The 25,568-nt window shown below is 47.2% G+C and carries 21 protein-coding genes; 6 read left to right on the top strand and 15 right to left on the bottom strand.

Translation table 11 applies throughout. The annotated features are described in order from the left end of the window. The first annotated feature begins 75 nt into the window (after window positions 1-75). The 5 genes from BP97_RS0101425 to BP97_RS0101405 all read left to right on the top strand — a co-directional run bounded on the left by BP97_RS0101425 (window position 76) and on the right by BP97_RS0101405 (window position 3,995). Window positions 76-837, top strand: coding sequence for a gluconate 2-dehydrogenase subunit 3 family protein (locus BP97_RS0101425; RefSeq protein ID WP_028547518.1), 762 nt, complete (start codon window positions 76-78; stop codon window positions 835-837). A gap of 18 nt (window positions 838-855) precedes the next feature. Beyond that, a complete protein-coding gene (locus BP97_RS0101420) occupies window positions 856-2,577 on the top strand; it encodes a GMC family oxidoreductase (RefSeq protein WP_028547517.1) in 1,722 nt (573 codons plus the stop codon). A 13-nt stretch (window positions 2,578-2,590) separates the two neighbouring features. Then, entirely contained in the window at window positions 2,591-3,325 is a 735-nt protein-coding gene (tatC, locus tag BP97_RS0101415; RefSeq protein WP_028547516.1) for a twin-arginine translocase subunit TatC, read from the top strand. Window positions 3,326-3,396: 71 nt separating this feature from the next. Next, complete coding sequence (locus BP97_RS0101410; protein ID WP_028547515.1) at window positions 3,397-3,600, top strand: twin-arginine translocase TatA/TatE family subunit; 204 nt, start codon at window positions 3,397-3,399, stop codon at window positions 3,598-3,600. Further along, window positions 3,597-3,995: a c-type cytochrome gene (locus tag BP97_RS0101405; RefSeq protein WP_028547514.1), complete on the top strand. Its 399-nt coding sequence runs from the start codon at window positions 3,597-3,599 to the stop codon at window positions 3,993-3,995. Before BP97_RS0101410 ends, BP97_RS0101405 begins: the two co-directional genes overlap by 4 nt. A 45-nt stretch (window positions 3,996-4,040) precedes the next feature. On the opposite strand, the gene BP97_RS34815 is transcribed toward BP97_RS0101405, so the two are convergent. Both BP97_RS34815 and BP97_RS0101395 read right to left on the bottom strand, forming a co-directional pair. Next, the gene (locus BP97_RS34815) at window positions 4,041-4,502 is read right to left on the bottom strand and encodes an FYVE zinc finger domain-containing protein (protein WP_036745308.1); all 462 of its coding nucleotides are present in this window, start codon (window positions 4,500-4,502) and stop codon (window positions 4,041-4,043) included. A gap of 131 nt (window positions 4,503-4,633) precedes the next feature. Further along, window positions 4,634-5,119: a CcdC family protein gene (locus BP97_RS0101395; protein WP_231506180.1), complete on the bottom strand. Its 486-nt coding sequence runs from the start codon at window positions 5,117-5,119 to the stop codon at window positions 4,634-4,636. Window positions 5,120-5,424: 305 nt separating this feature from the next. Here BP97_RS0101395 and BP97_RS0101390 point away from each other — a divergent pair, with 305 nt between their 5' ends. Beyond that, window positions 5,425-6,663 (top strand): MFS transporter, encoded by a 1,239-nt coding sequence (locus tag BP97_RS0101390; RefSeq protein ID WP_081823866.1) that lies wholly within the window; start codon window positions 5,425-5,427, stop codon window positions 6,661-6,663. Window positions 6,664-6,735: 72 nt separating this feature from the next. Here the strand turns inward: BP97_RS0101390 and hisG are convergent, their stop codons facing one another. The 13 genes from hisG to BP97_RS0101320 all read right to left on the bottom strand — a co-directional run bounded on the left by hisG (window position 6,736) and on the right by BP97_RS0101320 (window position 25,437). Then, window positions 6,736-7,326 (bottom strand): ATP phosphoribosyltransferase, encoded by a 591-nt coding sequence (gene hisG, locus BP97_RS0101385; protein ID WP_028547511.1) that lies wholly within the window; start codon window positions 7,324-7,326, stop codon window positions 6,736-6,738. 392 nt (window positions 7,327-7,718) lie between these two features. Continuing rightward, window positions 7,719-11,777 (bottom strand): X2-like carbohydrate binding domain-containing protein, encoded by a 4,059-nt coding sequence (locus BP97_RS0101375; protein ID WP_197035394.1) that lies wholly within the window; start codon window positions 11,775-11,777, stop codon window positions 7,719-7,721. Window positions 11,778-11,911: 134 nt separating this feature from the next. Next, entirely contained in the window at window positions 11,912-12,757 is an 846-nt protein-coding gene (locus tag BP97_RS0101370; RefSeq protein WP_028547509.1) for an AraC family transcriptional regulator, read from the bottom strand. Between the two features lie 170 nt (window positions 12,758-12,927). Beyond that, window positions 12,928-13,419 (bottom strand): cysteine dioxygenase, encoded by a 492-nt coding sequence (locus BP97_RS0101365; protein WP_028547508.1) that lies wholly within the window; start codon window positions 13,417-13,419, stop codon window positions 12,928-12,930. A gap of 184 nt (window positions 13,420-13,603) precedes the next feature. Beyond that, complete coding sequence (locus tag BP97_RS0101360; RefSeq protein ID WP_028547507.1) at window positions 13,604-15,070, bottom strand: arylsulfatase; 1,467 nt, start codon at window positions 15,068-15,070, stop codon at window positions 13,604-13,606. 13 nt (window positions 15,071-15,083) lie between these two features. Next, window positions 15,084-17,270, bottom strand: a complete 2,187-nt coding sequence (locus BP97_RS0101355) for a heparinase II/III domain-containing protein (protein WP_028547506.1) — start codon at window positions 17,268-17,270, stop codon at window positions 15,084-15,086. Between the two features lie 43 nt (window positions 17,271-17,313). Next, entirely contained in the window at window positions 17,314-18,201 is an 888-nt protein-coding gene (locus BP97_RS0101350) for a carbohydrate ABC transporter permease (protein ID WP_442952345.1), read from the bottom strand. 39 nt (window positions 18,202-18,240) lie between these two features. After that, window positions 18,241-19,140, bottom strand: a complete 900-nt coding sequence (locus BP97_RS0101345; RefSeq protein ID WP_028547504.1) for a carbohydrate ABC transporter permease — start codon at window positions 19,138-19,140, stop codon at window positions 18,241-18,243. Window positions 19,141-19,226: 86 nt separating this feature from the next. Continuing rightward, window positions 19,227-20,600, bottom strand: a complete 1,374-nt coding sequence (locus tag BP97_RS0101340) for an ABC transporter substrate-binding protein (protein ID WP_028547503.1) — start codon at window positions 20,598-20,600, stop codon at window positions 19,227-19,229. A gap of 117 nt (window positions 20,601-20,717) precedes the next feature. Beyond that, window positions 20,718-22,340, bottom strand: a complete 1,623-nt coding sequence (locus tag BP97_RS0101335; RefSeq protein WP_028547502.1) for a response regulator — start codon at window positions 22,338-22,340, stop codon at window positions 20,718-20,720. Further along, entirely contained in the window at window positions 22,315-24,099 is a 1,785-nt protein-coding gene (locus BP97_RS0101330) for a sensor histidine kinase (protein ID WP_028547501.1), read from the bottom strand. Before BP97_RS0101330 ends, BP97_RS0101335 begins: the two co-directional genes overlap by 26 nt. A gap of 148 nt (window positions 24,100-24,247) precedes the next feature. Further along, on the bottom strand, window positions 24,248-24,730 hold the full coding sequence (locus BP97_RS0101325; RefSeq protein WP_028547500.1) for an SRPBCC family protein: 483 nt from the start codon (window positions 24,728-24,730) through the stop codon (window positions 24,248-24,250). A gap of 2 nt (window positions 24,731-24,732) precedes the next feature. After that, a complete protein-coding gene (locus BP97_RS0101320) occupies window positions 24,733-25,437 on the bottom strand; it encodes a DNA alkylation repair protein (RefSeq protein WP_028547499.1) in 705 nt (234 codons plus the stop codon). Between the last annotated feature and the right edge of the window lie 131 nt (window positions 25,438-25,568).

Below are 25,568 nucleotides of genomic sequence, written 5' to 3'. Positions count from 1 at the left end.
AATACAGGGAAACTAACGGCATTACAGGTAATTTACCCATATCCAAACATTTATGACTAAAGGAGGGTGCTTACTTTGCCGGATAATACGAATCAACCGCAAAGTGACTCAAGGCGTAAGTTTCTGAAATATTCTGGTGCCGCAATCGGTGGTGTTGTTGTAGGTGGCGTCGTTGGAGGTGTCATAGGGCGCGGCCTTACTCCCAAAACAACCGAGCCGGCCAAGCAGCCGGAAGCCGCTCAACCCGGCGCAGACTATAATCAAGCTTTGATGTTCTTTTCCCAGGAGCAGTTCCGTCTGACGGAAGCAGCAACCGAGCGGATCTATCCTAAAGATGACTTGGGCCCTGGAGCTAAGGAATTGGGCGTAGCTTATTTTATTGACCACCAATTAGCCGGACAATGGGGGATTAACGCCAGGGAATATATGATGGGACCTTTTCTGGCTGGAGAAGCGACACAAGGTAATTTCCCAAACGTAAGACGGCATGAATTGTTTACGATGGGTCTGCAAGCCATTCAGAACTTAAGCCAGACCAAATATCAGAAATCGTTTTTGGACTTGGGCGAAGCCGAACAGGACGAGGTACTCAAAGCGCTGGAAGCAGGTAATGACATTAAACTATATGGCTCCACAGGCCCCGTATTTTTTAAATTGTTAACGAACTTCACCATGGAGGGCGTCTATTCCGATCCGTTGTACGGAGGCAATAAAAATATGCTCGGCTGGAAAATGAAAAATTACCCGGGCAACCAAATGAGTTATCTGGACATTATCGACAAAAAAGAATTTGTGAAAATGGATCCGCAAAGTCTGCGTGACCATTTGAGCCATTAGAAGGGAGTCTGGAACAGCATGGCTACAACGTTACCAAAAGTGTCTGCTGTCGTCGTTGGCATGGGCTGGACGGGCGGTGTTATCGCCTGTGAGCTCGCTAAAGCAGGGGTCAAGGTAGTTGGCCTCGAGCGCGGCAAAGGCAGAAAAACCGAAGATTACTACATGGTTCATGATGAGCTTCGTTACGCCCAACAGTATGGATTGGCACAGGACTTATCCAAAGAAACCGTCACGTTCCGCAACAATGAGAAGGGAACCGCGATTCCGATGCGCTCCTACGGGTCGTTTATCCTGGGAGAAGGCTTGGGTGGTGCCGGCGTGCACTGGAACGGTCAATATTTCCGGTTCCTGCCGTACGACTTTGAGATTAAATCCAAAACGATTGAGCGCTATGGCGCTAAAAAAATCCCTGATGGAATGACGATTCAAGATTGGGGTATCACCTATGACGAATTAGAACCCTATTTCGATAAGTTTGAAAAAATGGCGGGCATATCAGGAGAACCTGAGCAGAACCCGATGGTCGGCAAGCGTTCCAATCCTTTCCCAACGCCTGCAATGAAGAAAACGCCGATTATGCAAATGTTTGAAGATGCATCCAAAAAGCTTGGATTCCATCCTTACACCTATCCATCCGCCAACCTGTCCACCCAATATACCAATCCGGACGGTATTGAGCGGGCTGCTTGTCAATATTGCGCATTTTGTGAGCGCTTCGGCTGCGAGTATGGAGCTAAAGCGGATCCGGTCGTCACCGTTATACCGGTAGCGCAGAAGACCGGAAATTTTGAGCTAAGAACCGAATCTAACGTGACCAGAGTGTTGAATGACGGGAAGAAAGCTACAGGGGTTGCCTATACTAACACGATAACAGGCGAAGAGTTTGAACAACCGGCCGATGTGGTTATTTTGACTAGCTTTGTATTTAACAATGTCCGTTTGCTGCTGAACTCCAAACTCGGTAAGCCGTACGATCCCAAATCAGGAACTGGCGTTATCGGTAGTAATTACGCGTATCAGGTCAATGGGGCTAACTCCATCGGATTTTATGATGATCAGGAGTTTAACCTGTATGCAGGAGCAGGAGCTCTCGGCACGGAGGTTGATGACTTCAACGGAGATAATTTCGACCACTCCAATTTGAATTTCATCCATGGAGCCGGTATCCGTATCGCTCAGGCGGGCCTTCGTCCCATAGCCAACAACTCAACGCCAAAAGGAACTCCGGCGTGGGGCAAGGAGTACAAGGCGGCTTCCATTAAATATACGAACCGTGTACTCTCCGTTAGCGGTCAAGGGTCGAATATGCCGTGGAGACACCATTATCTAGATCTTGATCCTACATACAAAGACGTTTACGGAAACCCATTAATTCGTGTTACCTACGACTTTGAAGATCAGGATCGCGAGATGGTCAAGTTCATTGCAAGTAAAGCCGAGGCCATCATGAAGGAAATGAAGCCGACCACCCAGCAGACCAATGCGGAGCTCAAAAATTACAACATCGTCCCTTATCAATCCACCCATAATACCGGCGGAGTGATTATGGGAGCCGATCCAACGACTTCAGCAGTTAACAACTACCTGCAAATGTGGGATGTGGAAAATGTGTTTGTCGTAGGAGCTTCCGCATTTCCTCACAATAGCGGCTACAACCCTACTGCAGTGGTAGGCGCTCTAGCCTATCGTGCTTCTGAGGGGATTGTAAAATATTTAAAAACACCGGGGTCTTTAGTATAGCGGGGTGAAAGCATTGGAAGCCAACGAGGAGCTTATCGCGCACCTGGCTGAAATCAGAAAACGGTTGATTATCGTCATTGCATGGTTCGTACTTACATTAGGCGGGGGATTCTACTTGTCCCCCGGTATATTGAAGTACATCCGTTCCCAACCTGCTGCCGTACATATCGAATGGAACGTGTTTTCATTTACAGACGGGCTGTTCATTTATATGAAATGCGCATTTGTGTTTGCCGTATTTCTGACTCTGCCCATTTTGCTGTATCACATATGGGCGTTTGTCAGGCCCGGCTTAACCGATGCGGAGGCAAAGGAAACATTTGCTTATATCCCGGCAGCGTTCTTCCTTTTCTTATCCGGAGTTGCCTTCAGCTACTCCGTGGTATTTCCGATGATGGTGCGATTTATGAAAAATATGAATCAAAGTATTGGCGCTGTGGAAACATACGGGATAGACAGGTATTTCTCCTTTATGTTCAACGTGATCTTCCCGTTGGCCGTCGCGTTTGAGATGCCTGTAGTCGTCTTATTTTTGACCCGTATTGGAGTTCTGACGCCGGAAAGGCTGAAAAAAGCAAGGAAATATGCTTACCTCGGTCTAGCTATTACCGGTTCATGCATATCTCCGCCGGATTTCGTCTCCCACTTGTCGGTCACGATTCCGCTGATCCTTCTGTTTGAGCTGAGTGTCATTGTTTCGGGGCAGTACTACCGCCGTAAAATTGCACCTATGCCTAGCAACAGTTGAAGGGAAGGCAAAACTTAGTACCGCTTTCGAAGTTAGTTTTGCCAAAGGCAAAACTCTAAGGAGGAATAACCATGTTCAACAACATCGGGGTATCAGGGTTGGTCATTATATTGATCATAGCCCTTATCGTATTTGGTCCCGCCAAGCTTCCCCAATTAGGGAGAGCATTCGGCGATACTCTTCGGGAATTTCGTAATTCTACCAGAGGGATGGTAGAAGACGTTACCGTTGAGAAACAGGACGATACCAAGCAAATAATGGAGGAACTAAGATGAAACACAAATGGACAGTCATCCTGTTAGCAGCTGCCTTAACCCTTAGCTTATCTGCATGCGGAACGAAGAATCAAGCGACACCTTCTCCGTCTCCTACAACAACACCTTCCACAGGTGGTGGAACGACTGGCGGGACAACAGGAGGCACAACAGGCGGAACGACTGGGGGTACAGTCAATGCCGAAGCGGTTTACAAGCAAAGCTGTGTCGCCTGTCATGGTGGGAATCTCGAAGGTAAAACCGGCCCTAACCTGGCTAAGGTGGGCGGTAAGCTCTCCAAAGACCAAATTGCAGCAAAAATCAGCGCAGGTGGCGGTGGGATGCCTGCATTCAAGTCCCAATTAAAGGATGAGGAAATACAAGGCTTAGCCGATTGGCTCGCAGCAAAAAAATAAAGGAACAAAAAAGAAGAGAAGGCACAGTCTTCTCTTCTTTCATGTCTAAATAACGGTTCCACAATGCGCACAAAACTTGGCTCCCACTTCGTTATAATTGCGGCAGGAACGGCACATGACTTGAATGGCCTCATCCGTCTCCTCGGCACGCTGTAAATCTTCAAACTGAAATCCGCATACCGGGCAAAATTTGACGTCTATGGCGACTACTTTTCCACAGCGGCACTCTTTTTCATTTTTGGCTAGCTTGATCTTTTGCTCGATGGCCTGGATGCCTTGCCGCAGTTGATTGATATGTTCACAATAGGCTACAACCTCCCGCTCCGACTTTTTCCAATTGCCGGAACCATGTGCTTGAAATACACATTCTCCTATGAGGAGAAACGCTTTTTCAATTTCACGTTCCTTTGAGGAAATTTGTGTTCTAAGCCGTGTCGTTTCCACCGTTTGCTGCGCTTTTTTGGCGGCATCGGATGCTCCCTGCTTCATCTTTTCAAAAAAAGACATAGGACAAGCCCCCTCGTTCACATACTTGTTAATCTATTTGTATGTCGGGTACTGCCGTCCTCATTCCTCCGTTTATGGACACCAAAAAAGCTTCCATCCCGCAAGCGGCAATAGAAGCTTTTTCAATAAAATTATTCTTGTATATTCCGAGTGGGCTGAAGCTTGCGAAATTGTGCGTACATCGCCAATCTCCAGGGCAGCAGCATTCCAAATGCCAGCAAAAAGAAGATCACTCCTGTCTGAGGCAGCGTCACATATTGCTCAATGATTTGACGCAGCACGAGTCGAATAACTAGGAGCCCCACAAGAATAAAAATAAATACTTTGGAGCGTTTTAGATAGACTTCTCCGTTACGCACCTCCATTTGGGAGGACCGAATTAACGGATAAGAAAACAGGATTGCTCCGACTAAGAAAGCAATAATCCCCCATGAGAGTGGAATTCGAGTCATTGGAGCTACAAACATAAGAAAACCCGTGCTCATCGCGAAGGGTGGAATTAGCAGCTTCTTCGGGTTAACAGCTTTATTGGATGCCCGCATCCTAACCATCATGGCCATACAGGCCGCCATTGCTGCGCCAATCGTTACGGTCATTTGCGGATTAACGAAATGCATGGCTTTCACCATCCTATACAATATGTCAGCATACTATGCATAAGCATTACTACTATTATTATAACCAAATTATTAAAGCTATGTAAGTACGAGTATCGAACTTTAGACTGGATAGTGCTGCACCGCTTGTCATTGCAGAGCAAGTAAGCGCGTATACTTGCAGCGGCGCCAGTCATTTCCGAGCAACGGAAAAGTATGTATTTACTTTTGGGAAATGGCGTGTATAATTTATTTAGTAAACATTTTTATTTATTAAGTATCGTAATAATCAACATGATGGATGAAGCTTAAAGGAGGAAGGGTTTATGAGTCAGACCGTGGCGGATCGTGAAAAAACGATAGAACAACCGCTCAATCAACAAAAGCCGGGTAAAGAACCGTTATGGACCCGCACCTTTATTTTGCTCGCTCTCGCCAACCTGCTGCTGTTTTTTGGATTTCAGATGCTGCTGCCGACGATCCCGGCATATGTAACGCAGCTCGGAGGAGACAATTCGGCTGTAGGAATGGTTATTTTTATTTTGACGATCTCTGCTTTAATTATTAGACCTTTTTCGGGAGCTGCCCTCGACATGCTATCCGGAAGGTTAATTTTAATCGTAGGATCTATTATTACTTTGATCGCTATAGGAAGCTACATAGCCGCCGCTAGTGTGGGGGTCATTTATATGCTGCGTGTCGTGCACGGGATCGGCTGGGGTATTTCAACCACAACGTATGGTACGATGGCGTCGAATATTATTCCGGCGTCCCGCAGAGGCGAAGGGATGGGATATTTCGGTCTGGCTTCTACGCTTGCCATGGCGTTAGGACCAATGAGCGGCATTGCCATCATTAATTCATTTAGTTTTACAGTACTTTTCACGGTATCGTTTGTCCTTACCCTCTTGTCGCTGCTGGTCTCTATGCTGGTAGGCAAGAAGGATACTTCTTCAGGCAGCGGGAAAGGCAAACCACCTCAAGGAAGCCTGCTGTCTCGTCTGGTGGATAAGCAAGCTTTGTTCCCCTCCCTGCTTGTACTGCTCCTTTCCTTAACCTATGGGGGGATTGTCAGCTTCATCACCTTGTTCGGTAAAGAGCAGGGGATAGCCAACGTAGGGTGGTTTTTCTCGGTTAATGCCATTATGCTGTTTCTTGTACGACCTATTTCCGGCAAAATCTTCGATACGCGTGGACATGTTTGGGTGCTTCTCCCCGGGGCGTTGTTCAGTCTGGTCGGAATGATCCTGCTCTCCTATACGACAGGCACAGGCGGCCTGATGGCAGCAGCCGCCTTTTACGGCGTTGGTTTTGGCGCGATTCAGCCTTCGCTCCAAGCGTGGATTATCCAGCGTGCCGCTCCTGAACGTCGCGGAGCAGCTAATGCGACCTTCTTCTCCGCATTTGATCTTGGGATCGGGCTCGGCGCTCTTATCCTGGGACCTATCGCGGCAGCGACGAATTATGCGATGATGTACCGTGTATCCAGCTTCATGTTCGTTCTTTATTTGATCATTTATATCAGTTATGTTGTAAGAATGAGAAAAAAGCCTCTGCAGCCATAAGGGTGAGAGGCTCACGCGCAATTGCATTCGTCCATCAAAGGCGGCTCATACAGCCGCCTTTTTGCCGTTCAACTATACGACACGGGCTACGGATGAGCAAAACTCATCAATACGCTGCTTCTTAACGACAAAGCTGCTCCGGTTGGCAATGAGCCGATCCGTCACGGAAAGTACCGTATCCAGTACCTTCCTACCCATAGGATTCATATATTCGGAGACATCGGCCACGACGGCATCGGACATAGGCCCTGTTTCATAAATGATGGACATCGTTCTGACGTCCCTGCCTTTATCCATAAAATAACTTGAAGTGATATTCGGATATTTCGTCGCAACCTTCAGATCCGGCTTGCTCAGCAGCTCCGTGTCACCGAATAAGGTCAATTCAACACGGTTCGTTCCAAGTTCCAACAGCTCCACCGTCTCTTTTGCCTGCTCCATTATAATATGTTTGCCCGCGATTCCCAGATCAGCAGCTCCCCGCTCAACAAGCAAAGGGATGTCAATCGGCTTCACTATCAACCATTCTATCGATTGAAACGGGATCAAGTAGGCTCTTGAATTCAGAAGATGGGCGGGTACGGGAATACCCGCTTTCTCAAGCAATTGCACGGCAGGCGCAAGACCATCCTTTGGCAGTGCTACTCTCAAATCGGTTCTCATTTTGTACCTCCTGAAAGTTTATTGACATCATGGATTACTACGTAAAATAGCTTCCTGTGCGAACAAAAGCTCACTTAGATCAAGCTCCTTGTAGAAGCTCCTCTTGAGATAACACAAGCTTCTTGTACAGTGTATCTCCTTGCATCAGATCGTCGTGAGTTCTCGATTCGGCTCCCCTGCCCTGCTCCATAACATAGATCCTATCGGCGTTCGCAACCGTGCATTAACGGCCCTCCCTAATCAGTCTAGAAAAACAATTACACACTATATTACCATCATTTACCATTATGTAAAGAGCTTATTATTACTCAAGAATTTTGATAATTTGGAAGGGTTCCTCCTCAAACAAAAAGACGCCTTGCGGCGTCTAACGGTCAAACTTTAAAGCTCCATCAATGAATAACTCTGATCGTATCGCTACCGGTAAAGCTTTTTCCATCGCTTAGGCTCCCACTGAGGTATAAAGTCACATTACCATTGGTTTTGCCCAAAGCCTCAATCACCTTTTGCCTATCAAATTTGACTGTCATGCTTTTTCCTTTGCCGCCTCGGTCATCGTCCCCATCCTGCGTATTAATTTGGGCTGCTATAACCGTACCGTTTACTGTTAACCGAACCGAGCCTCTATTAATCTGTGATGCTGAATAACCTGGAGGCAATTCAATATTCGCAGTCATCGAGTTGGCTCCGCCTTGGCTTTTTAGATTCAGTGTTTTTGGACTGATATCCACAGCAGCATCAATAATAACCTGAAACGATACCGTTTGCACTGTTGTATTGCCCGCTTTATCGGATGCCGTCACAGTTAGCGTATTATTTCCTGCCAGCGCAGCTAGCTTCACCTTTTGACCGATCTCTACCGGTTTTCCATTCAAGAGGGCTGATGCTTTCTCCACCCCAGACAACGAATCGTACACCGAATAGGTCACGGTCATGCTCTGCGATGTCGTATAAGACGATGCAGTCTGGATATCAATCGTCGGCTTGAGAGTATCGATGTGAATGCCGTAAACAGCGGCTGTCGCCGTATTTCCTGCTTTATCCGTGGCCGTTCCGGTTACCGTCTGATTTTTCCCGTCCGTAGAGACCGTCGTGTCCGGAGTTACGCTTGCAATCCCCGAACCGCTGTCAGTCGCTGTAAAATGAACCGTCACACTCGTGTTGTACCATCCGTTGCTATTGGGCTGTGTCGTCACCTCACCAGCAATTACAGGAGGCTGCGTATCCACCACATTTACCCTTTGGGTTGCTGTCTGAGTGCGTCCTTGTGAATCCTTCGCCATCCAGGTGACAACAGTAGTTCCAAGCGGAAAATCATTGGGAGCATCATTAGTGATGATAACTCCTTCTGTCGAAGTAGCTTTCCCTATATCTACTGCTGTTCTTTCTCCTGTCGCTTCCACTGTCAGATCTCCGGGAATCGTAAGTTCAATAGGGGTAGCCGGCGGTACATAGTATACCTCCACTTCATTAATCGTCGGCTCTTTGCTGACCCCGGATTCCAGCTTGGTCGAGTACATCATGAGCTGTAAATACTGTGCGGTTACAGGATCAAAATCGATCGTCTTGCTCGCACCTATGGAAGTACCTGCCGTTCCCGGGATATCGATATAGTTGATACCATCCTCCGAGTATTGCAATACGTAATTATTCACCCTCGGGTAAGAGCTTTCTCGCAGAATCGCTTGGTTGAACGTAATGCTATCTCCGAAATCGACAGTCAAGTATTGATTCGTCGTTTTGCCCTTCTCTGCCGACCAACGAGTCGTATTATTGCCGTCAAAAGCTTTTGTTGCGCTGTAATCATCGCTCCATTTGGACGAAGCAGCATAGGTTTTATTCAAGGTGTAGCTTTCTTGAACCACGCTAATCGTCAGCACAGCATCCTTCCCAGCACTAAAGGTGAAGCGAAGGGTGTATTGCCCGAGCCCCAGCTTAGAGAGATATGCGCTCTTTAGCGTTACGGAAGTGCCGTTATTGATATAGTCGGTTCCTTCCTTCAGCACCCGGCTTCCCTCTTGAATCGAGACGAGTGAATTCCCGTTTAAGCTCATACTGAGCGTACTGTCGCCTGAGTTTTGCGAATATTTAAGGGATGCTGATCCTAACTGTGCGCTTGCTGGAGGCATAACATTTACGTTCAAAAATGCATCATTCCCAGCGCTAAAAGAAAACGATAGAGCATGATAGCCAAGCGGCAGCGAGGCCAGATAAGCTTTTTTCAAAAGCACGGATGAGCCTTGAACGACGTAATCCGTCCCTAAGGTTAACTGACGGGAATCGTCTTTAACAGCTGCAAGGGAGTTTCCATTCAAGCTCATACCTACGGTAACGTCTCCTCCGTTCTGCGGATACTCAACCGATTTGACGGATAATCCTGACTGAGCCGGCGGCAGTCCCGCTGCCTTGACTCCAATATCGCCGAACGGAATCGATTGGAATTCGGGTATGCTTGAAAAAATAACGGAATCATTTTTCAATTGGAAGTTTCCATTAGCTGCATCGACAAAGCCTATGTCATTTTTGTTGGCAAAAGAAAGGTTGTTCTCGAATGTCCCAAGCTTCATATTCTGGCTGTCTCCGGTAATAGGCCCGCTGCTCACAATCGCGTTGTTGCGCACCACATTACGCTTAGGCAGCAAGGGTTCGTCATTCAAAATGTTAGGCAGCGTCGGATAGCGCTGTCCCCAAATTTCACTTTGATACGGAACCTGATCGAACTTGCTCATTAACGACTCATAGTTCTTCTCACCAGGCTTGTAACCGCGAGTCATGAAGGCAATGGAGGAACCTGTATCGATGACAATGTTATTCTCAACGATATTCTCTCGTCCGTTAGCCAGCTTAAATGCCTGCTTGCCAATGTTATAGAAGACGTTGCCCCGCATCTCCACGCCGCTCATGTAATCGTCCAAATAAATGGCTGCTGTCGACACTCTCAGATCACTGGCAACGATATCATGAAAATAATTATAGTTAATTACATTCCCGCGCCAGACAAAGCTTCTGCCTGAGTAAATGGCCGATGCATCCGCTGTTTCTTTGACCACATCATAGATTTCATTGTATTCCATGACATGATCGTTTCCTCTAAACTGGATCGCGAGATGTGGAGCGTTATGCATTTTATTATGGGTTGCGCGGTTACCCACCCCGTTCAGCTCTACTGCAGAGGTGTAGGTTAGCTTAATTCTGGCATAGTTATAAATATCGTTATTGTCCGCATAGTTCCCGGCAGGGGTTAATGTTGTAAAGTCACCGCCATTCAGCGAAACTCCACCATTACCCATGCTGTAGATACTCGAGCCATAGACGCCGTTGTTCCTTCCTCCGTTGATTTTGACTGCGTATCCGCCCATTTTACTGATTTCACAAAACTGAATCCGATTATTTTCCCCACCCGTAATATCGATGGCATTGCCCCTATGAACCTCCATCGCAAGACCGCTAAATACCACATTCGACGTATTGTTCATCGTAATAAGATTTTTATTGAATACAGACAATTGAATCTTGCTTGCCTGAAGCGGAGTCGGCGGGTATAGATACAGCATGCCCGTATTACGGTCCATATACCATTCTCCCGGAGCGTCAAGCTCCTCAAGAATATTGTAGAAGTAAAACCGTTGTCCGGCCTTCATCGCATAGCTGGTTCCTTTGTAAGTCTCGATGCTTTTACGTTCCGTATCGATCGACTTAATCTGAAGGTCGTTGGTTGCCCAGTCATTGCCCCAGTAGCCTAGCATCCATGTATAATCACTGCTTTGCCATTTGTGCAGTCCTTCATCCTTATAGGTGAACGTATATCCAGTGCCTGCCGCCGAGTCAGGAGAGTACACAACCTGATTCACAGTCGTGAAACCGTTGTTGGGCCAACGCGCAAGTGTCATCACGTTACCGTTGACGAACAGTTCTGGTGGAACATTCGTTGTGCTGCCAAGCACACCGTAGTCCGTTATTCCAAGTGCTTTCAAATCCAGCTGTAGCACCTTGCTGCCAGCTTCCTCGGGAATTCTGGCTAATACGGACGGATCAGTGACCGGATGGAACAAGGATACGTCCAGCGTATCTCCACCGACGAACGATACCTTTTCTCCATTATAAGCTTCATAAGTAATCGGGGAATCAACTGTTCCTGAGTCCCTATCATCCAATTGAAACGTATCGGTGAAGCGATATTCTCCGCCTCTGATCGACACTTTGACTCCGCCTGCAGGGAGCGCTCCGCCGCTTTTCAACTCGCGAATAGCATCACGTGCTTTTTCCAATGTGGCAAAAGGACGGCTGATTGTTCCTTCGAACGTATCGCTGCCGTTTTTGGCAACGTACAATTGGGTTGGAATACTTTCCTGGGCGTGCAATACATTGTCGTTCACCCCTAGTGGCATCCCTCCGCTTAACACTACACATAAAGCCATCAATGCTCTAAACCCGGACTTCATCCTCATCATTTCCCACCTCGCCGTATAATTGTGTCCGCTTAAACATAAGCCCACACTTAACATAATACAGCGCTTTCAATAACCCTCGTAAGCTGTCAGCCTAACCAATATTGTTGTAAAATTAACCTCTTTGTCCATCTGTGCTACTTCGTCCAATCGCTGCCGGTGAACAAATTCCTATACTCCGAAGGTGACACTCCGGCACTCTTCTTAAAAGCAGCGGAAAAATAAGATACATCATTAAACCCGCTCTTGTGTGCAATCTCTCCCACAGTTAAATCCGTAGAACCAAGCAGCAGCTTTGCCTTCTCCAGCCTGCGCTCATGAATGTAACGCATCGGCGGCATGCCGAGATGCCTTTTGAATATCCGAATAAAATAATTAGGGTGAAAATGAGCGTTTTGCGAAAGCTCCTCGATGGTCAGCTCCCTCGTTAAAAAGGTATCGATATATTCGATCGTCTCCGTCAGTTTCCGGATAGAGTCGTTGGCAGCTTCCTGGCTCTTGTCCATAATAGCATGATCGATGAAATAGGAAATAATCGAGAACAAGGACGATTGTATCTTGAGGGAGGTTGACGGCCCCTTATCGCTGCGGTGCTCCTCCAGCTCGCGAAATCGCTGCTGCAGCTCCAGATTTTCCCCAACACTAACCACCTTGGAAATGCCGAATAATTGGAACAAACGCATAAAATTCATGTTTGATTTGAAATGGCACCACTGCATCGTATACGGAGTCCCGGTGGTCACAGAATAGGACTGCTCTAAGCCTCCAGGAATAAAAACGAGCTCCCCCGGCTTGGGCCGAAGCTGTTCTTTGCCGATTTGGAGCCATCCTTCCCCTTCGCGAATGAGATATATTTTATTATAGGAAGGGGTGAAATGATATTTCATCCAATCCGGACCACACACCGATAGCTTGGCAAAAAGCAGCTGAACCCGCAAATACGAGAGCTGATGATTCAGCAATTGCTTCTTAGCGTTATCCAAGCCCATCCCCCCTTTCGTAGAACATCAACCCCTGCTAAAATTGGCCAATTACCATTCATAATTCTATTCGTCATTGCTAAACCCCTTCTGTCCCAGGTACGGTTGGCTATTGAGGAAAAAGAAAAACGCCTTGCGGCGTTGTAATGCTGGACAAACCCATGAACGGCATCCTATATAACATAATCTAGCACCTGCTCGTATGGGTAATACACCTTCGTATCTTTCATTGCAGGAGTATAAGCGTGCAGGGTAACCACTCTTTGCTTGCCGTAATTGCACATTTGATGGATCTGACCTTTCGGAGCGAACAGAAATTGGGATGGACCAAGTACAGCCTCTCCGCATTCGTAGGCGTAGCCTTCTTTATCCAACCAATACTGCTTATTCGTCAGCTCCCCCTCAAGCACGAACGCGCAGCCGATGGACTCTCCATGGTCATGAATATAAGTTTCATGTCCTGCCGGCAGATGGATCAGGATCACCTCAACATGCTCCGACTGGAACAGCACTCTTCTTCCATAAGGTAATGTAGCAGGCTCCGTCACATACGAGGCCACCTCTTGAGGTTCCAGTTTCAATTGCTCGATGGCTCTTCTCAATTCATGGCCTGATGGTGCTACTACATGTTGAAACACTTGCTTGACGGATTCAAGTAGTTTCATGCTGCCTAACCTCCATTAATCAACTTTTCTTTGGAAATGCATAAGTAAAACTTATAATGTTTACCGATTTTATACTTGTATTCCGCTCTTGCCCTGTTCGTGCTTTTCCACAAGTAAAAAGGAGTCCACGTTTTTTAACGAACAAAAGCACCGGATCTGCATCCAGTGCTTTTGTTACCTATTTTTATGTAGCTGCTGCAAATGACCTCTTCAATACCGTTTGCGCCGGACAACCGATAATAAGCTGGTTTCCGTCACTGTAGCCTTCCTCCCGCTCCGCCAATTCGACTGCCAGACGCCCTCTCCAACTTTCGAGGCTTGTTCTGTACATAGGATCATCGACCCTATTATTCATTTCCTGAGGGTCCTGCTGTAGATCAAACAGCTGTTCACGACCGGTTTGCGAGAACCATATATACTTCTGTTTCCCGTCCGTTATGTAATGATTCGACATGTCCTTACCCTCATGCTCCCCGTGAATGAACTCGCGCCATGGAGCCTGTTCTCCTCTTGCCAAAGGAAGCAAACTCAATCCGTCAACGCTCTGCGGAATAGAAGCGCCTGCGGCGTCCAGCAACGTCGGCATGATATCTCTAATTTCTATAACCTGCTCGTTCGTCGTATTATGCTTCAAATTCAGCATGTTCCCCGGATCGGACAATAGGAATGGAACCTTGGCACTTCCTTCATAGGGGAGCGCTTTGCGGAATAAATGATGATCTCCAAGAAGCTCGCCGTGATCCGATGTGAATAGAATGACCGTATTGTTATGAACACCGTATTCGACCATGGCTTGTAAGAAGCGGCCGATCTGATGATCGATATGAGTAATAAGAGCATAGTAGGCAGCCTGAGCTCTTCTAAGTCTGTTCTTCGGTACGATCCCTTTGTTCGTAATCGGATTTAAACCGAATCTCTCCGTGTCCTCGGCTTCCGCCCAATCACCTACGACCGGCTCCGGAATATCTGCATCCAGATACATATCTAAGAAAGCTTGAGGGGGATCGAACGGCGGATGAGGCCGCACGAAGGACATACTTAAGAAATATGGCTTGCGCGGATCCCGTCTGCGCAAAAAGTCGATCGACTGCGTCACCACCCAGTTGGTCGGATGCAGCGCCTCCGGCAAATGCCACGGACGGGCTATGGTCGACGCATTGCAGTCAAGCCCAAGGTCCAACAAATCACAACTGGCCCCCGCCCGCTCACGAAGCCAGGGCAAGTAATCATCACAGCTGTCGAAGGACTCCGCAACAGTATTCTTTGTTTTATACCGATTATGATGCAAATAGCCGTCGTGCATCACCACATTGTGAAAGCCGCATAGATTGCGTGCGGGATAAACATGCATTTTGCCTACACATTGCGTATGGTAGCCATTCTGTGCCAACACTGCAGGAAGCGTATCCGTGTAATTCCACGGCACCTGATCCTGATAGCCTACCCTCCCGTGGTTATGCTGGCTCATTCCCGTCAGCATGGCTGCTCGAGCCGGAATACAGCTGGGCGTTGCCGAGTAGGCATTGCGAAACAGCACGCCTTGTCTAGCCAGCTGGTCCAGATTCGGCGTATCCACTACCGGATGATCCAGAATGCTCAAGCAATCTCCCCGCATCTGATCTACCGATATGAGCAAAATATTCGGTTGCATCTCAACAGCTCCTTTAAGAAGAAGATTCGATAAACTTGGCTTTACCTTCCGTCCAATCCAAGCTCCAGTCATACTGGACAGCTACAGTTGCCAAACCAATCCGTAACCTGCCTTCGTCACCGTACTGTACGTTTAACTGCAGATCGAACTTTGCTGCCGCCTCGCTAGCCTTCACCTCATTGTAATTGGCGCCATAAGCAAACGCGTGAACGAACACAACGTCTCTTTCTTTGGATCCGTGAACTCGCTGAATGAGAGACTGTCTTAATTGGTTCGGTGGATTATTGGGTGTTGCTGCTGTGATAAGCATAGATGGCTCCGAACACCAGCCCGCTTGCAGGAGTCTTCCTGTTTTCATTTGCCATATCAAGACTTCCGCAGGATCGAATGGCTTATACTTTGTGTTTTGAAACCACTGCTGATCCAAAGCGCTCACAGGGGATGCGAATGGCAGCCATGCCTCAACCTCATCCATACGTCCATGGATGTGATACAGCAAATCGATGTCCCGTATGTCGGGGACGGATACCTTGACGATATCTAGCAGCACATGATCGGTCAATACGTTGATTCTTCGAATCGTAGAGCCACGGTAAGCCTCATCGTCCCACGGGCACATTTCAACAGGCAAAAGGATGGAGTCCTTCATACGATATTGCTCATGATTCCACTCCACAGCACTTTCCACCCATGAACCCCACCGCTCCTTGCAATACTCCAAACGTTGACCGTCAGCAGGAGGCTGATCCTTCCCGTTCAGACTTACCGTATTGTGGGAATATGTATGTTTGAACCAGCCATAGTGCGCCGGCACTCCATAAGCTGTAGTCCCTGGGTCGGCAAAAAGCGGCTCACTTCCGGCTCCGAACGACAGGCCGAGACGATCCATGTGATCATGCTCGCCCCCGAATGTGCTGTGCTTAACAAGCAGATGCCATCCTTTGCCATTCACAAGCTTCGTCAACCCGCTAATCTCCGAGGAGCTATCGGCAGCCATGAGCTGCTTGAGAGAGACGCTCTCTGTCATTGACTCACTGGACAGCTGTTCTCCGTACGATCCTACATCGTTCAAATCCATTCCAAACCATAAGGCTTCCATGGAGGATCGCTCTGCTGGAGCGGCAGTATATAAAGGTACAGCCTTTTCTTCCGAGATCAAACTGGCCTGCTCCGACTCCATTCCATAAGCTAGCCTTAACAGCTCTCGATATCTTGTGTCTCCATACCAATCGTAAGCCAATTCATAATACGGAGCTAGCGTTGGGATACTCATCTTGGAGCTTGCGTCATTCATACTCGGTAAAGAACCGTCCGGTAAAATATAGTAAAGTGGAAAATCGAACATTTTTTTGAGTGCCGGGTGAGCTCTCAAGTCCCACGATGTGCCCTCCACCAAAATACAGTACTGGAGGAGCGAATGATAGCCGTAAAAATGATAGTGAAAATTCCCTTCGTACCACATTCCGTCTTCAAGAACGCCTCGATCGATTTGATCCAGCAGACCGTAAGGGCCTGCCAGACCCGCCTGATGAATCCGTTCATCGCCTAACAGAAACCCAAGCATCCCTATCGCTGATGTAATAAGCACGGCATGATTATGCAGCTGCCGTTCTTTATGCTCGATAAGAAACTGGGCACAAGGGATCAGGAGCCCCTGATCGATCTGCTGCTTCTCTTGCTTGGTCAATTTGTCCTTTACGAAACTGTAGGCATAGCATAAATCAATGATCCAATGAGCTTCATCCAACGTTTGGGCAAACAGCTTGCCCGGACCGTTATAAGGAATATCGCCGTGAACCTCATACCCTGCATACCAGTGAGCATAATCAAGCAAAACCTGCTTGACCTTATTCACATCCTCCGTGGTATCCTCGATGAAGCTGAGAACGGAGAGATGCTTCATTCCAAGTCCAAGCTTGGAATGAGCCAGCGTAACCCAAGCGGCGTCAAAAAGCTCCCCGTTCCATTCCTTGGAGCACACTGGACAAATATGCTGCCTAGGGCGGGTCCAATTAAACTTGAGCGGTGTCCCGTCTTGGTGGCAATAATAGTTATGAGACCAATTGCCATATTCATGCTCCGTGATCGTATAATCAATTTCCCTTGCCGTTTGAGCCCATGTTCTCAGCTTATCGGTTGCTTTTTGAAACGAAGGATCGGCAGCATTGCGCAGCAGCTTTTCCAATCGGTAAGCATTCATGACTTCGTCCTTCTTTCACTGAAGTTATCGGTAATCGCTTGAATCAGCCCTTGATGGAGCCGGAGGTTACCTGCATAAACGACTTGTTCGCCAACACATACACAATCAATAAAGGCAGTATCGATAAGCACGCTCCAGCCATCATATAATGCGTCTGCGCCGCCGATGCAATGCCGTAGCGAAGACCAGCCAGACCGACCGTTAATGTCTGAAGCTTCGGCTGGCTCATCGTGAACACAAGCGGCAATATGTACTCATTCCAAGCATGACGGAAGGTGAACAAGGCTGCAACACCAAGTCCCGGCTTCAGCAAAGGAAATATAATACGGGTGTATATCCACATTTTAGAGCAGCCGTCGATCATTGCCGCTTCGTCAAGCTCCCTCGGGATCGCTTTAACGAAGCTGAGCAGAATGAAAAAAATATAGGCATGACCGCTTACCATAATAAGTATAACGCCCCATAGGGAAGTATGCATCTGCAGCTTGACCATCAGCTCGAACTGCGGGCGCAGCACCACCGCACCAATAGAGACAAACATAGTTGAAGCCTGAATGGCTACATAGAGGCTCTTGCCTGCAAAGCTCAGCCGATCCACAGCATAGGCAGCCATCGATGCTACGATTAACGTTCCGACAGTAGTTACAATACTAATAAACAGGCTGTTCCAAGTATACGTAGAGAAATGAGCTTGCTCCCATACCTCGGCATAGTTACTGAAATGCCATACTTCAGGGAAAATCGTGGCTCCTCCCGTTAGCTCCGCATTGGACTTGAAGGAGCCTAGAAAAGCCATCACTATAGGAAATAAAGTTAATCCAGCAATCAAAATAAGAAAGATCCACAGCAATGCATTTTGTATGGTTGATCCGATCGACCAAGCCGGTAACGTCGGTTTAAGCTTTGCGGTTTCCGTTGTCATTCCTTTCATCTACCCCCCTGTAAGTTTCGGCTTATCGCAAGCATCAAGCTAAAACACCCTATTGATCCGTTTGGATGCATAGAAATAGATAAGTGTAATAAAACCAACGATGATAGCCGTAACAAAGCCGACGGCACTGCCGTAGCCGATCTGCTGCTCCATGGACGAGCCTGAAGTCGCCAGCGGGAAAAACAGCTTATACACATACAGATACATGACTTCCGTCTTGGCTATAGGCCCTCCTTCGGTTAATACCATAATGCTCTCGTAGCCTTTTAATGAATTAATAATAGCCAGCATAATGACCATTTGAAGCACCGGACCCAGCATAGGAATCGTGATGTACCAAAACTTTTGCACGGCGTTTGCTCCATCCAACGATGCGCTCTCATACACATCGTCCGGAATGTTTTGCAAGCCAGCGATAAACAGCAGCATATAATTGCCCACAGCGCCCCACACCGCAATGATGACGACGCTTAGCATCGCGTGCTCAGGTCCCAGCCAATCAATGCTTTTAGAAACCATATGAAACCGGAGCAAAAATTGATTCAATATTCCGTTATAGGAATTGAAAATGATGAAAAACACGATCGATATGACAGAGGTACTTACAATTGTAGGCATAAAATAAATCGCTCTAAGCCAATGCTTCCCTCGCAGACCTTTATTCAAAATAACAGCCAGGATCAAGGAGAGCGGCAGTGTAATAATCAGCTTTCCGCCTGCGTAGACAAAGGTGTTCACCACTGAATCCCAATAAGCATGATCGTTCCAGAGCTGAGTGAAATTGTCCAGACCGACGAACCGTTCCTTCCCGTAGCCTTTATAATCGTAGAACATATAGCGCATCGCCCAAGCGATCGGGTATACGCCGAACACAAGCGTTAGGATCAAGCTGGGTAAAGTAAACCCATAGCCTGGCAGCTGCAGACGCCATTTTTTCATCCGTTTCAAGCCCTCCTCCACAACCTTCTTGTTGATAAAACAGAGCCTGCAGCAGCAGACAACTGACAGGCTCCGAGACTTGCAATTTATTTGGCAAACGATCCCTGCATCTTCGCAGGATCAAAGCTTGGATCCGTTGTAACCTTCACGTCCCCTGAGGAAATCGCTTTGTCCAACGCGTCGTTGTAGCGTTTATTAATATCGGCAATGACTTTATCCAAGTCTCCGCCCTCCAAAATATATCTCCACAACGCATCCTCCGCTTTTGCGCCCTGAACGTTCACATTCGGCGGAGTAGGCCAGACTCCATCATATTTGTTAGGCAAAAACCCTTCGATGCCGTTGATTTCAGGCTTTTTCGCCTTAGATATAATGGATGGAACCATGGATATGCCGTAGCCTTTCTCATGGTATGGCTGCAAAATGTCATCACCGTACATGTAGCTGATGAATTTCCATGCGGCATCCTTCTTCTTCGAATCTTTACTGATCGCGAGCCATTGCCCGCCTAAGAAGCCGGATGCTCCCTTAATATTGCCGTCGATCGTCGGAGCCGGAGCTGAGGACCAGTTGATCTTGGCCGGGAACTGGCTTTTATAAACCCCAGGCTCGGATGAATAGGACAAGTACATCCCAATCTTGCCCTCGGCGAACTGTGCCCTCAGCGGATCAATATCAAGCGCTTCCATACCTGGCAGAGTGCTGCCGTCGTCGCGCATTTGCTTGAAGGCCTTCGTTATTTCTTTAAACCCGCTCATATCATAGCGCGCGGTTTTGAAATCATACCCGAAGCCGCCGTAACCGCTTAGCTCCGCAATAACACGAGCTGACCGGTTCCATGCGCCTGCCGGGTTTTTGAACGGCAGCGCAAAGCCGTATGCACCTGTCGACTTACCGACAGCAGTCAGCTTTTTAGCCGTGTCCACCATTTCCGCCAACGTAGTCGGTGGCTTGGTTATGCCCGCTTTATCGAATAAATCTTTATTATATACGAGCCTCATCGTGCTTCCATAGTTAGGAAGGCTGTACATTTTACCGTCAAACTGGTTTTGATCAGGCATCGCCGGGAACTTCTTCTTCTGCTCATCCGTTAAGTAACCGTCAATTGGAGCCATGTAGCCCTTCTTATAAAATGTTTGGATCGCCGAGCCTTCCTTCACCCGGAACACGTCAGGCGCTTGTGCGGCGGCAAACGCTAAATCCAGCGCCTGCGCGTAATCGTCCGCTTTCACGACCAGCTCGACTTCGATATTGTCTTTGTTCGTCGAGTTAAATTTCTCGATCATTTCTTTAATGTAATCTGCGTCGTGGCGATCGAGGGTCCAATAAGTAATTTTCGTTTTCTCTCCTGGCTTAGCACCAGATGCAGCGCTATTTTTAGTATCCGTCGCTCCCCCTCCACATGCCGCTAAGCTCATCGATAGCACTAATCCCATTGCTGTTACTGCTGTCTTTTTCATTTACGCAGCCTCCCCTACTATCTCGTCGATATAATGATGTGTTGCTCTTGGTCTTATTGTAGTGGAAACAAGAAAGCCGCATAATGTGGCAAAACAAAGAATAAGGGCAGAAATCCGTCATTTCTGCCCTAGATACATATCCTTAAATTCCGAGGGTGTTTGGCCCGTATGCTTTTTGAATACCTCGCTAAAGTACCGTCGATGCTCATAGCCCAGAGAGAGCGCAATCTCCTGTACCTGATAATTATCGATCAGCATGCTTTTGGCTCGATCGATCCGCTCATTCGTTACAAATTGATTAAAGGTGCTTCCCATTACTTTCTTGAACAGGTTGGCAAAATGTCCACCGCTAATGTTCATGTATCTTGCACAGTGATCGACGGTTAAATCCAGATGAAGATGAGTCCGAATATAGTCCGCAGCCCGATAGATCAGCTGCGCCGAATCGCTTACCCGTTCTTTCTCGATCCAGGTACAACCTGCCTCACACAGCTCTCTAAGCAGCTGCTGGAATTTGTAGTTCGTATCCGGCTCCTGACTGCCGCGATCCCGTATCGTACGGTCGTAAGTCTGAAGCACAGTGAAAGGAACTTTCTCGTATAGGACTCGCAGCATGACAAAGGCTAACTCGTAATACAAGCTGCGCACATAATGAGGATCAGGCAGGGGCCTTAAGCCATTCACAGCATCAAAATATCGCTCAAGCTCCTGCAGCGATTTCTCTATATGACCTGCTCGGAGCGAATGAAGCAGCTCCTGCTCCAACGCTGGTGTTAGCGGCAGTGGAGCCTCTCCTTGTGGCACCTCCGCAATGCTAAAGGCACCATTGCCTCCTGTATAGAAATGATACGCTAATGCGGATAAAGCCGATTTATAAGAGCCTGGAAGCTCATGGATGACACTGACCATCGTCCCAATACCAATTGAAATCGTAAACCGGGTATTGCCGGCAATATTGTGGCAGCACGCCTCAGCAAGCCTTTTAGCCTCTTCCGGGCTGCGGCAATTTATAATACACGCATAATGGCTCGGTCCATCCCGAAAAACGACTCCCCGGGTAACACTATGAATCGTTTCCTCGATAATATTATGCAGCGCGAATCGGACAAGCTCGATTTCATGAATCGGCTGAGTGGCATACTTGTCCATGAAATGGTCGATTTCCATGATAAGAACCGCAAAGCCTTCCGGATCCATGTTGACGTCGAGTTCTTCCCAATAGCGCTGAACGTCTTCGCTCCGGGTCTCGTACTGCAGCAATTTGCTGAAATATTCCTGTCTCAATAGCGGCAGGCTTTCCTGCACCTGCTTCTCCATGCTCTGTATTCGCTGATGCTTGTCGTACTCACTCTCCAATGCTTGCTTCGCTTCTAGGACGACCTTGATAATCTCCTGGATCGAAAAAGGCTTCTTCACGAAATCGAACGCTCCGAGCCGGATCGCTTTCTTCGCATATTCGAAATCCGTATAAGCACTCAAAATAATGATTTTACAATCAGGAAGAAGATCGATGATCTGACGCGTCATCTCCAATCCGTCCATTCGCGGCATTCGAATATCAGTGAGAATAATATCAGGACGCACATCTTGGATAAGAGCTAAGCCCTCCTCCCCGTTTCTAGCTGTACCCGCTACCTGTATCCCGTAAGTATCCCAAGCAATCTTGGTCGCAATCATATCCACTGTGCTTTTGATGTCGTCGATTACACATATTTTAAACAAGCTGCCCGCTGAGCTCATAAACCTTGTCCTCCTCCCGCAGCGTAATAATCAGTTGAACTTTGGAGCCTGTCCCCGGCTCGCTGTCATAATGCATTGTGGCATCCTCTCCATAGAACAGCCGTAGTCGGTGAGCAATATTCCTTAACGCATACCCCTTATGGGACACAAGCGGCTGATCCATGGACCTGAGCAAGCCGTCCACATCCATACCCACTCCGTTATCTTCAACGGACACGTACAGCATTTGCTTCGTCCTTCTCAGCACAATTCGTATACTCCCGCCTTCCTCCCGGTCCTTAAATCCATGAAGGATGGAATTTTCAACCAAGGGCTGCAGGATCAGCTTGGGAATTCGGAGCTGCAGAATAGATTCGTCCTCGACCTCCACTTGAAAGTCGAAGCGATCCTCATAGCATTTTTGCTGCAGCGTCATATAATGCCTGACATGCATCAGCTCATCCTCTATATGGATAATATCTTTCCCTTGGCTTAAACCGAGCTGAAACATCGTGGATAACGATAAAATCATCTCGTTGACATCCTCTGTATCCCCTAACACAGATTTACAATATATGGTATTCAATGTGTTATATAGAAAATGAGGCTCCATTTGCGCGGACAATGCCTTAATTTCCGTCTTGCGCTTCTCTTCCTCACCCCGTTTGACCGTCATAATCAGCTTCTTGATTTCTTCAAGCATCGAGTTGAACCTCTTACCGACTTGTGAAACCTCATCTTGGAACGGGCTTTCGAAACGGACATCCAGATCATTATGCTCTACCCGCTTCATTAGCCTATGCAATCGGAACAGCGGTCTTAACAGCAGATCCGTCAAAACATTAGACAACAGAAGCGTCAGAAGCACGAAACCGATGATAACGAGCAGCGTGGTCCATTTTATCGCATCCACCTGTTTCAATACGGCTTGCTTCGATTGCATTCCATACAAAATCCAATTTTCTCCAACTTCAAGTCTTGAATAGTTAACCAAAAAATCCTCGTCGTCCAGCAGCGTATTGAAATGGCTGTTCTTCTCCTCTTTAAACTTGCCTAAAAAATCCGTATCCTGCCTCCATACCTGGGACTCGTCATCCTCGTGGCCGATCACAGGCTTACCTTCTTTATTGACAAGCGAATAACCGGATGAGGTGCTGATTTGATCGAAGATCATCCTTTGCAAATCTTTCTCTTTAATGTTAACAACGATATAGACATCTTCTACATACTTGGTTGCGCTTCCGTCAACAACAAATGATAACACCCGATCTTTTCCGTAAAAAAAAGTATCCTCATGGCTTTCGATCCAGACGCCGCGCTGCATGCTTTTAATTTTCTGATACATTTCGGACTTAGCGAAGGAATTTTCACTTAAACGCGTGTAATTGGTAGGGTAGAAATCGCCTATCGGCGTAGAAATTAAAATAGACTGAATAAAATCATCGTTAAATTTGAGAAGAGCCAGCATCGATTGCAGCGCTGACAAATGATAATAATACCGGCTTACATCCATCAGCGACACATCATCCAGCATGTTTCGATAAGAATCACTGATCTTGAGAGACATGATCGATAGCACAATCTTTTTTAGCTTTTCATCAAGCATTTGCGACGATTTGTTGATCGTGTCCTGACTTAGCCTCAGCGCATTTTGCTCAACTATGTTGGCCGAGATCGTATAAGAGCTCCAGCCAGAAGCGGCAATCGCCAATGTCATCAACAAAACGAAGGAAACCCAAATTCTTTTTTTGAAGGAGAGACGGTAAAGGAATTGTTTCATAAGAGGACCCCCTGTGCGATCCTGTAGATCAGCAATGATATGTAAACGAATTCAACACAGGGGGAGGGAATCCTTCCGAGGGTTATGCGGCAGAGGAATAAAATGTTGAAAATTGTATAGTTTCGTCGATTAAGAGCAGCTCTAGATATTACGGATTGACAGCAACCTTCTCCACTGCTTGGATGTACTGTCCATACATGCGTTCCCACTCAGCATGCCTATCTATCGTTTTACCGTCCAGCAATGCTTCAATAACGTCCAGGCATACATGCCAGCCGGCAAGATCCTTTGGAGTATGGCTAGTTATGGCTGTAATGTCTTCTTTAAGAAGCAGCTGACAGCCTGACGGCTCGGATGAAAGCTCAAAGCGAACTTGATCTTCCCCCCATGTGTACGCCAAAACAGCATGAGGTTCTAGATCGATAATCGTAATATCCAGGTGCGATCCATCCGGCATGTTGAACTTAATGAGCCCGTCTTTACGAAGATCCTTAACCTCAAGCTCGGTAAACCATTGTTCCAGCTTCGGATTCTCAGTCAAATAAGCCCATACCTCTTCCGTCGATTGCTTAAAGTGACGCTCAAATAAAGCCATATAGCCTTTTTCAACCTTTTGCAGCTTTGCCAACATGTTTATTCCTCGCTTTCGTTTGATTGAATTCGCTCCTGCTTGTCCAACTGCTTTAACCCTTCGCGACGGCTAAGCGGCTTAAGCTCGTGTCCTTCGATAAATTGCTTAACAGCCTGCGGATTTGTTTTGGAATATTCCCTCAACGCCCATCCTATAGCCTTTTGAATGAAAAATTGTTCGGACTCGGCTCGACGCAGCACATAATCAAATAACAGCCGCTCGTTTGTTTTGCTCTTATATTTTAACTGATATAGAATGGCCGATCTCTGCAGCCACATATTATCGGACTCAATCCATTGTTCAGCATAGCTTCCTATCAGCTCCGGGTGGTTCTGAAACAAATAACCTACGGCATTCGGAGCAATACCGTCCACCGTATCCCACCATGATTTATGGAGGATAAGCCATTCTAATAAATCGATATGGTCTTTATCCAGTTTCTTTTTCATTTTTTCCAAAAGCTCCAGCGCCGTATACTGATACTCCCTCTCAGGCATGTTCCACAATGAGGTAAGCACGTCCGGAAGCTGCTCCTTGGACAGCAGGCCGTTCCGCTTCAGCCATGCTTTGAGCAGCTCTTCTCGCTTGGGACGTCTTATGCCCAAAAATTCGAACTGATTACGCATGTACTGCTTCATCGGAACGGCTTCCTCTGCATTCCGGTTATTACTCAAAAGCTCGATTAAATCCTTTGTATAATTTTCCATCAGTACCTCCGGACAGGCTTAGTACATAACCCTACTTTTCAACGCTCCTTAATGGATAAAGTATACCACATTGATGTGAAACGATCCGGTTGATTAACTTTTGTACGTTGTAGTGTAGCGCAACCTGACCA

It is taken from the genome of Paenibacillus sp. UNC451MF, from assembly GCF_000686845.1.
GTDB lineage: Bacteria > Bacillota > Bacilli > Paenibacillales > NBRC-103111 > Paenibacillus_S.
Note: the sequence above shows the minus strand (reverse complement) of the source record. Positions and strands in the feature narration are given on the sequence as shown.

Excerpts from the sequence above, each read along its gene's own strand:
- BP97_RS0101420 (WP_028547517.1), top strand. The coding sequence starts at position 856 with ATGGCTACAACGTTACCAAAAGTGTCTGCTGTCGTCGTTGGCATGGGC.
- BP97_RS0101410 (WP_028547515.1), top strand. The coding sequence starts at position 3,397 with ATGTTCAACAACATCGGGGTATCAGGGTTGGTCATTATATTGATCATA.
- BP97_RS0101405 (WP_028547514.1), top strand. The coding sequence starts at position 3,597 with ATGAAACACAAATGGACAGTCATCCTGTTAGCAGCTGCCTTAACCCTT.
- BP97_RS34815 (WP_036745308.1), bottom strand. The coding sequence starts at position 4,502 with ATGTCTTTTTTTGAAAAGATGAAGCAGGGAGCATCCGATGCCGCCAAA.
- BP97_RS0101395 (WP_231506180.1), bottom strand. The coding sequence starts at position 5,119 with ATGCATTTCGTTAATCCGCAAATGACCGTAACGATTGGCGCAGCAATG.
- BP97_RS0101390 (WP_081823866.1), top strand. The coding sequence starts at position 5,425 with ATGAGTCAGACCGTGGCGGATCGTGAAAAAACGATAGAACAACCGCTC.
- hisG (WP_028547511.1), bottom strand. The coding sequence starts at position 7,326 with ATGAGAACCGATTTGAGAGTAGCACTGCCAAAGGATGGTCTTGCGCCT.
- BP97_RS0101375 (WP_197035394.1), bottom strand. The coding sequence starts at position 11,777 with ATGATGAGGATGAAGTCCGGGTTTAGAGCATTGATGGCTTTATGTGTA.
- BP97_RS0101365 (WP_028547508.1), bottom strand. The coding sequence starts at position 13,419 with ATGAAACTACTTGAATCCGTCAAGCAAGTGTTTCAACATGTAGTAGCA.
- BP97_RS0101360 (WP_028547507.1), bottom strand. The coding sequence starts at position 15,070 with ATGCAACCGAATATTTTGCTCATATCGGTAGATCAGATGCGGGGAGAT.
- BP97_RS0101355 (WP_028547506.1), bottom strand. The coding sequence starts at position 17,270 with ATGAATGCTTACCGATTGGAAAAGCTGCTGCGCAATGCTGCCGATCCT.
- BP97_RS0101350 (WP_442952345.1), bottom strand. The coding sequence starts at position 18,201 with ATGAAAGGAATGACAACGGAAACCGCAAAGCTTAAACCGACGTTACCG.
- BP97_RS0101345 (WP_028547504.1), bottom strand. The coding sequence starts at position 19,140 with ATGAAAAAATGGCGTCTGCAGCTGCCAGGCTATGGGTTTACTTTACCC.
- BP97_RS0101340 (WP_028547503.1), bottom strand. The coding sequence starts at position 20,600 with ATGAAAAAGACAGCAGTAACAGCAATGGGATTAGTGCTATCGATGAGC.
- BP97_RS0101335 (WP_028547502.1), bottom strand. The coding sequence starts at position 22,340 with ATGAGCTCAGCGGGCAGCTTGTTTAAAATATGTGTAATCGACGACATC.
- BP97_RS0101330 (WP_028547501.1), bottom strand. The coding sequence starts at position 24,099 with ATGAAACAATTCCTTTACCGTCTCTCCTTCAAAAAAAGAATTTGGGTT.
- BP97_RS0101325 (WP_028547500.1), bottom strand. The coding sequence starts at position 24,730 with ATGTTGGCAAAGCTGCAAAAGGTTGAAAAAGGCTATATGGCTTTATTT.
- BP97_RS0101320 (WP_028547499.1), bottom strand. The coding sequence starts at position 25,437 with ATGGAAAATTATACAAAGGATTTAATCGAGCTTTTGAGTAATAACCGG.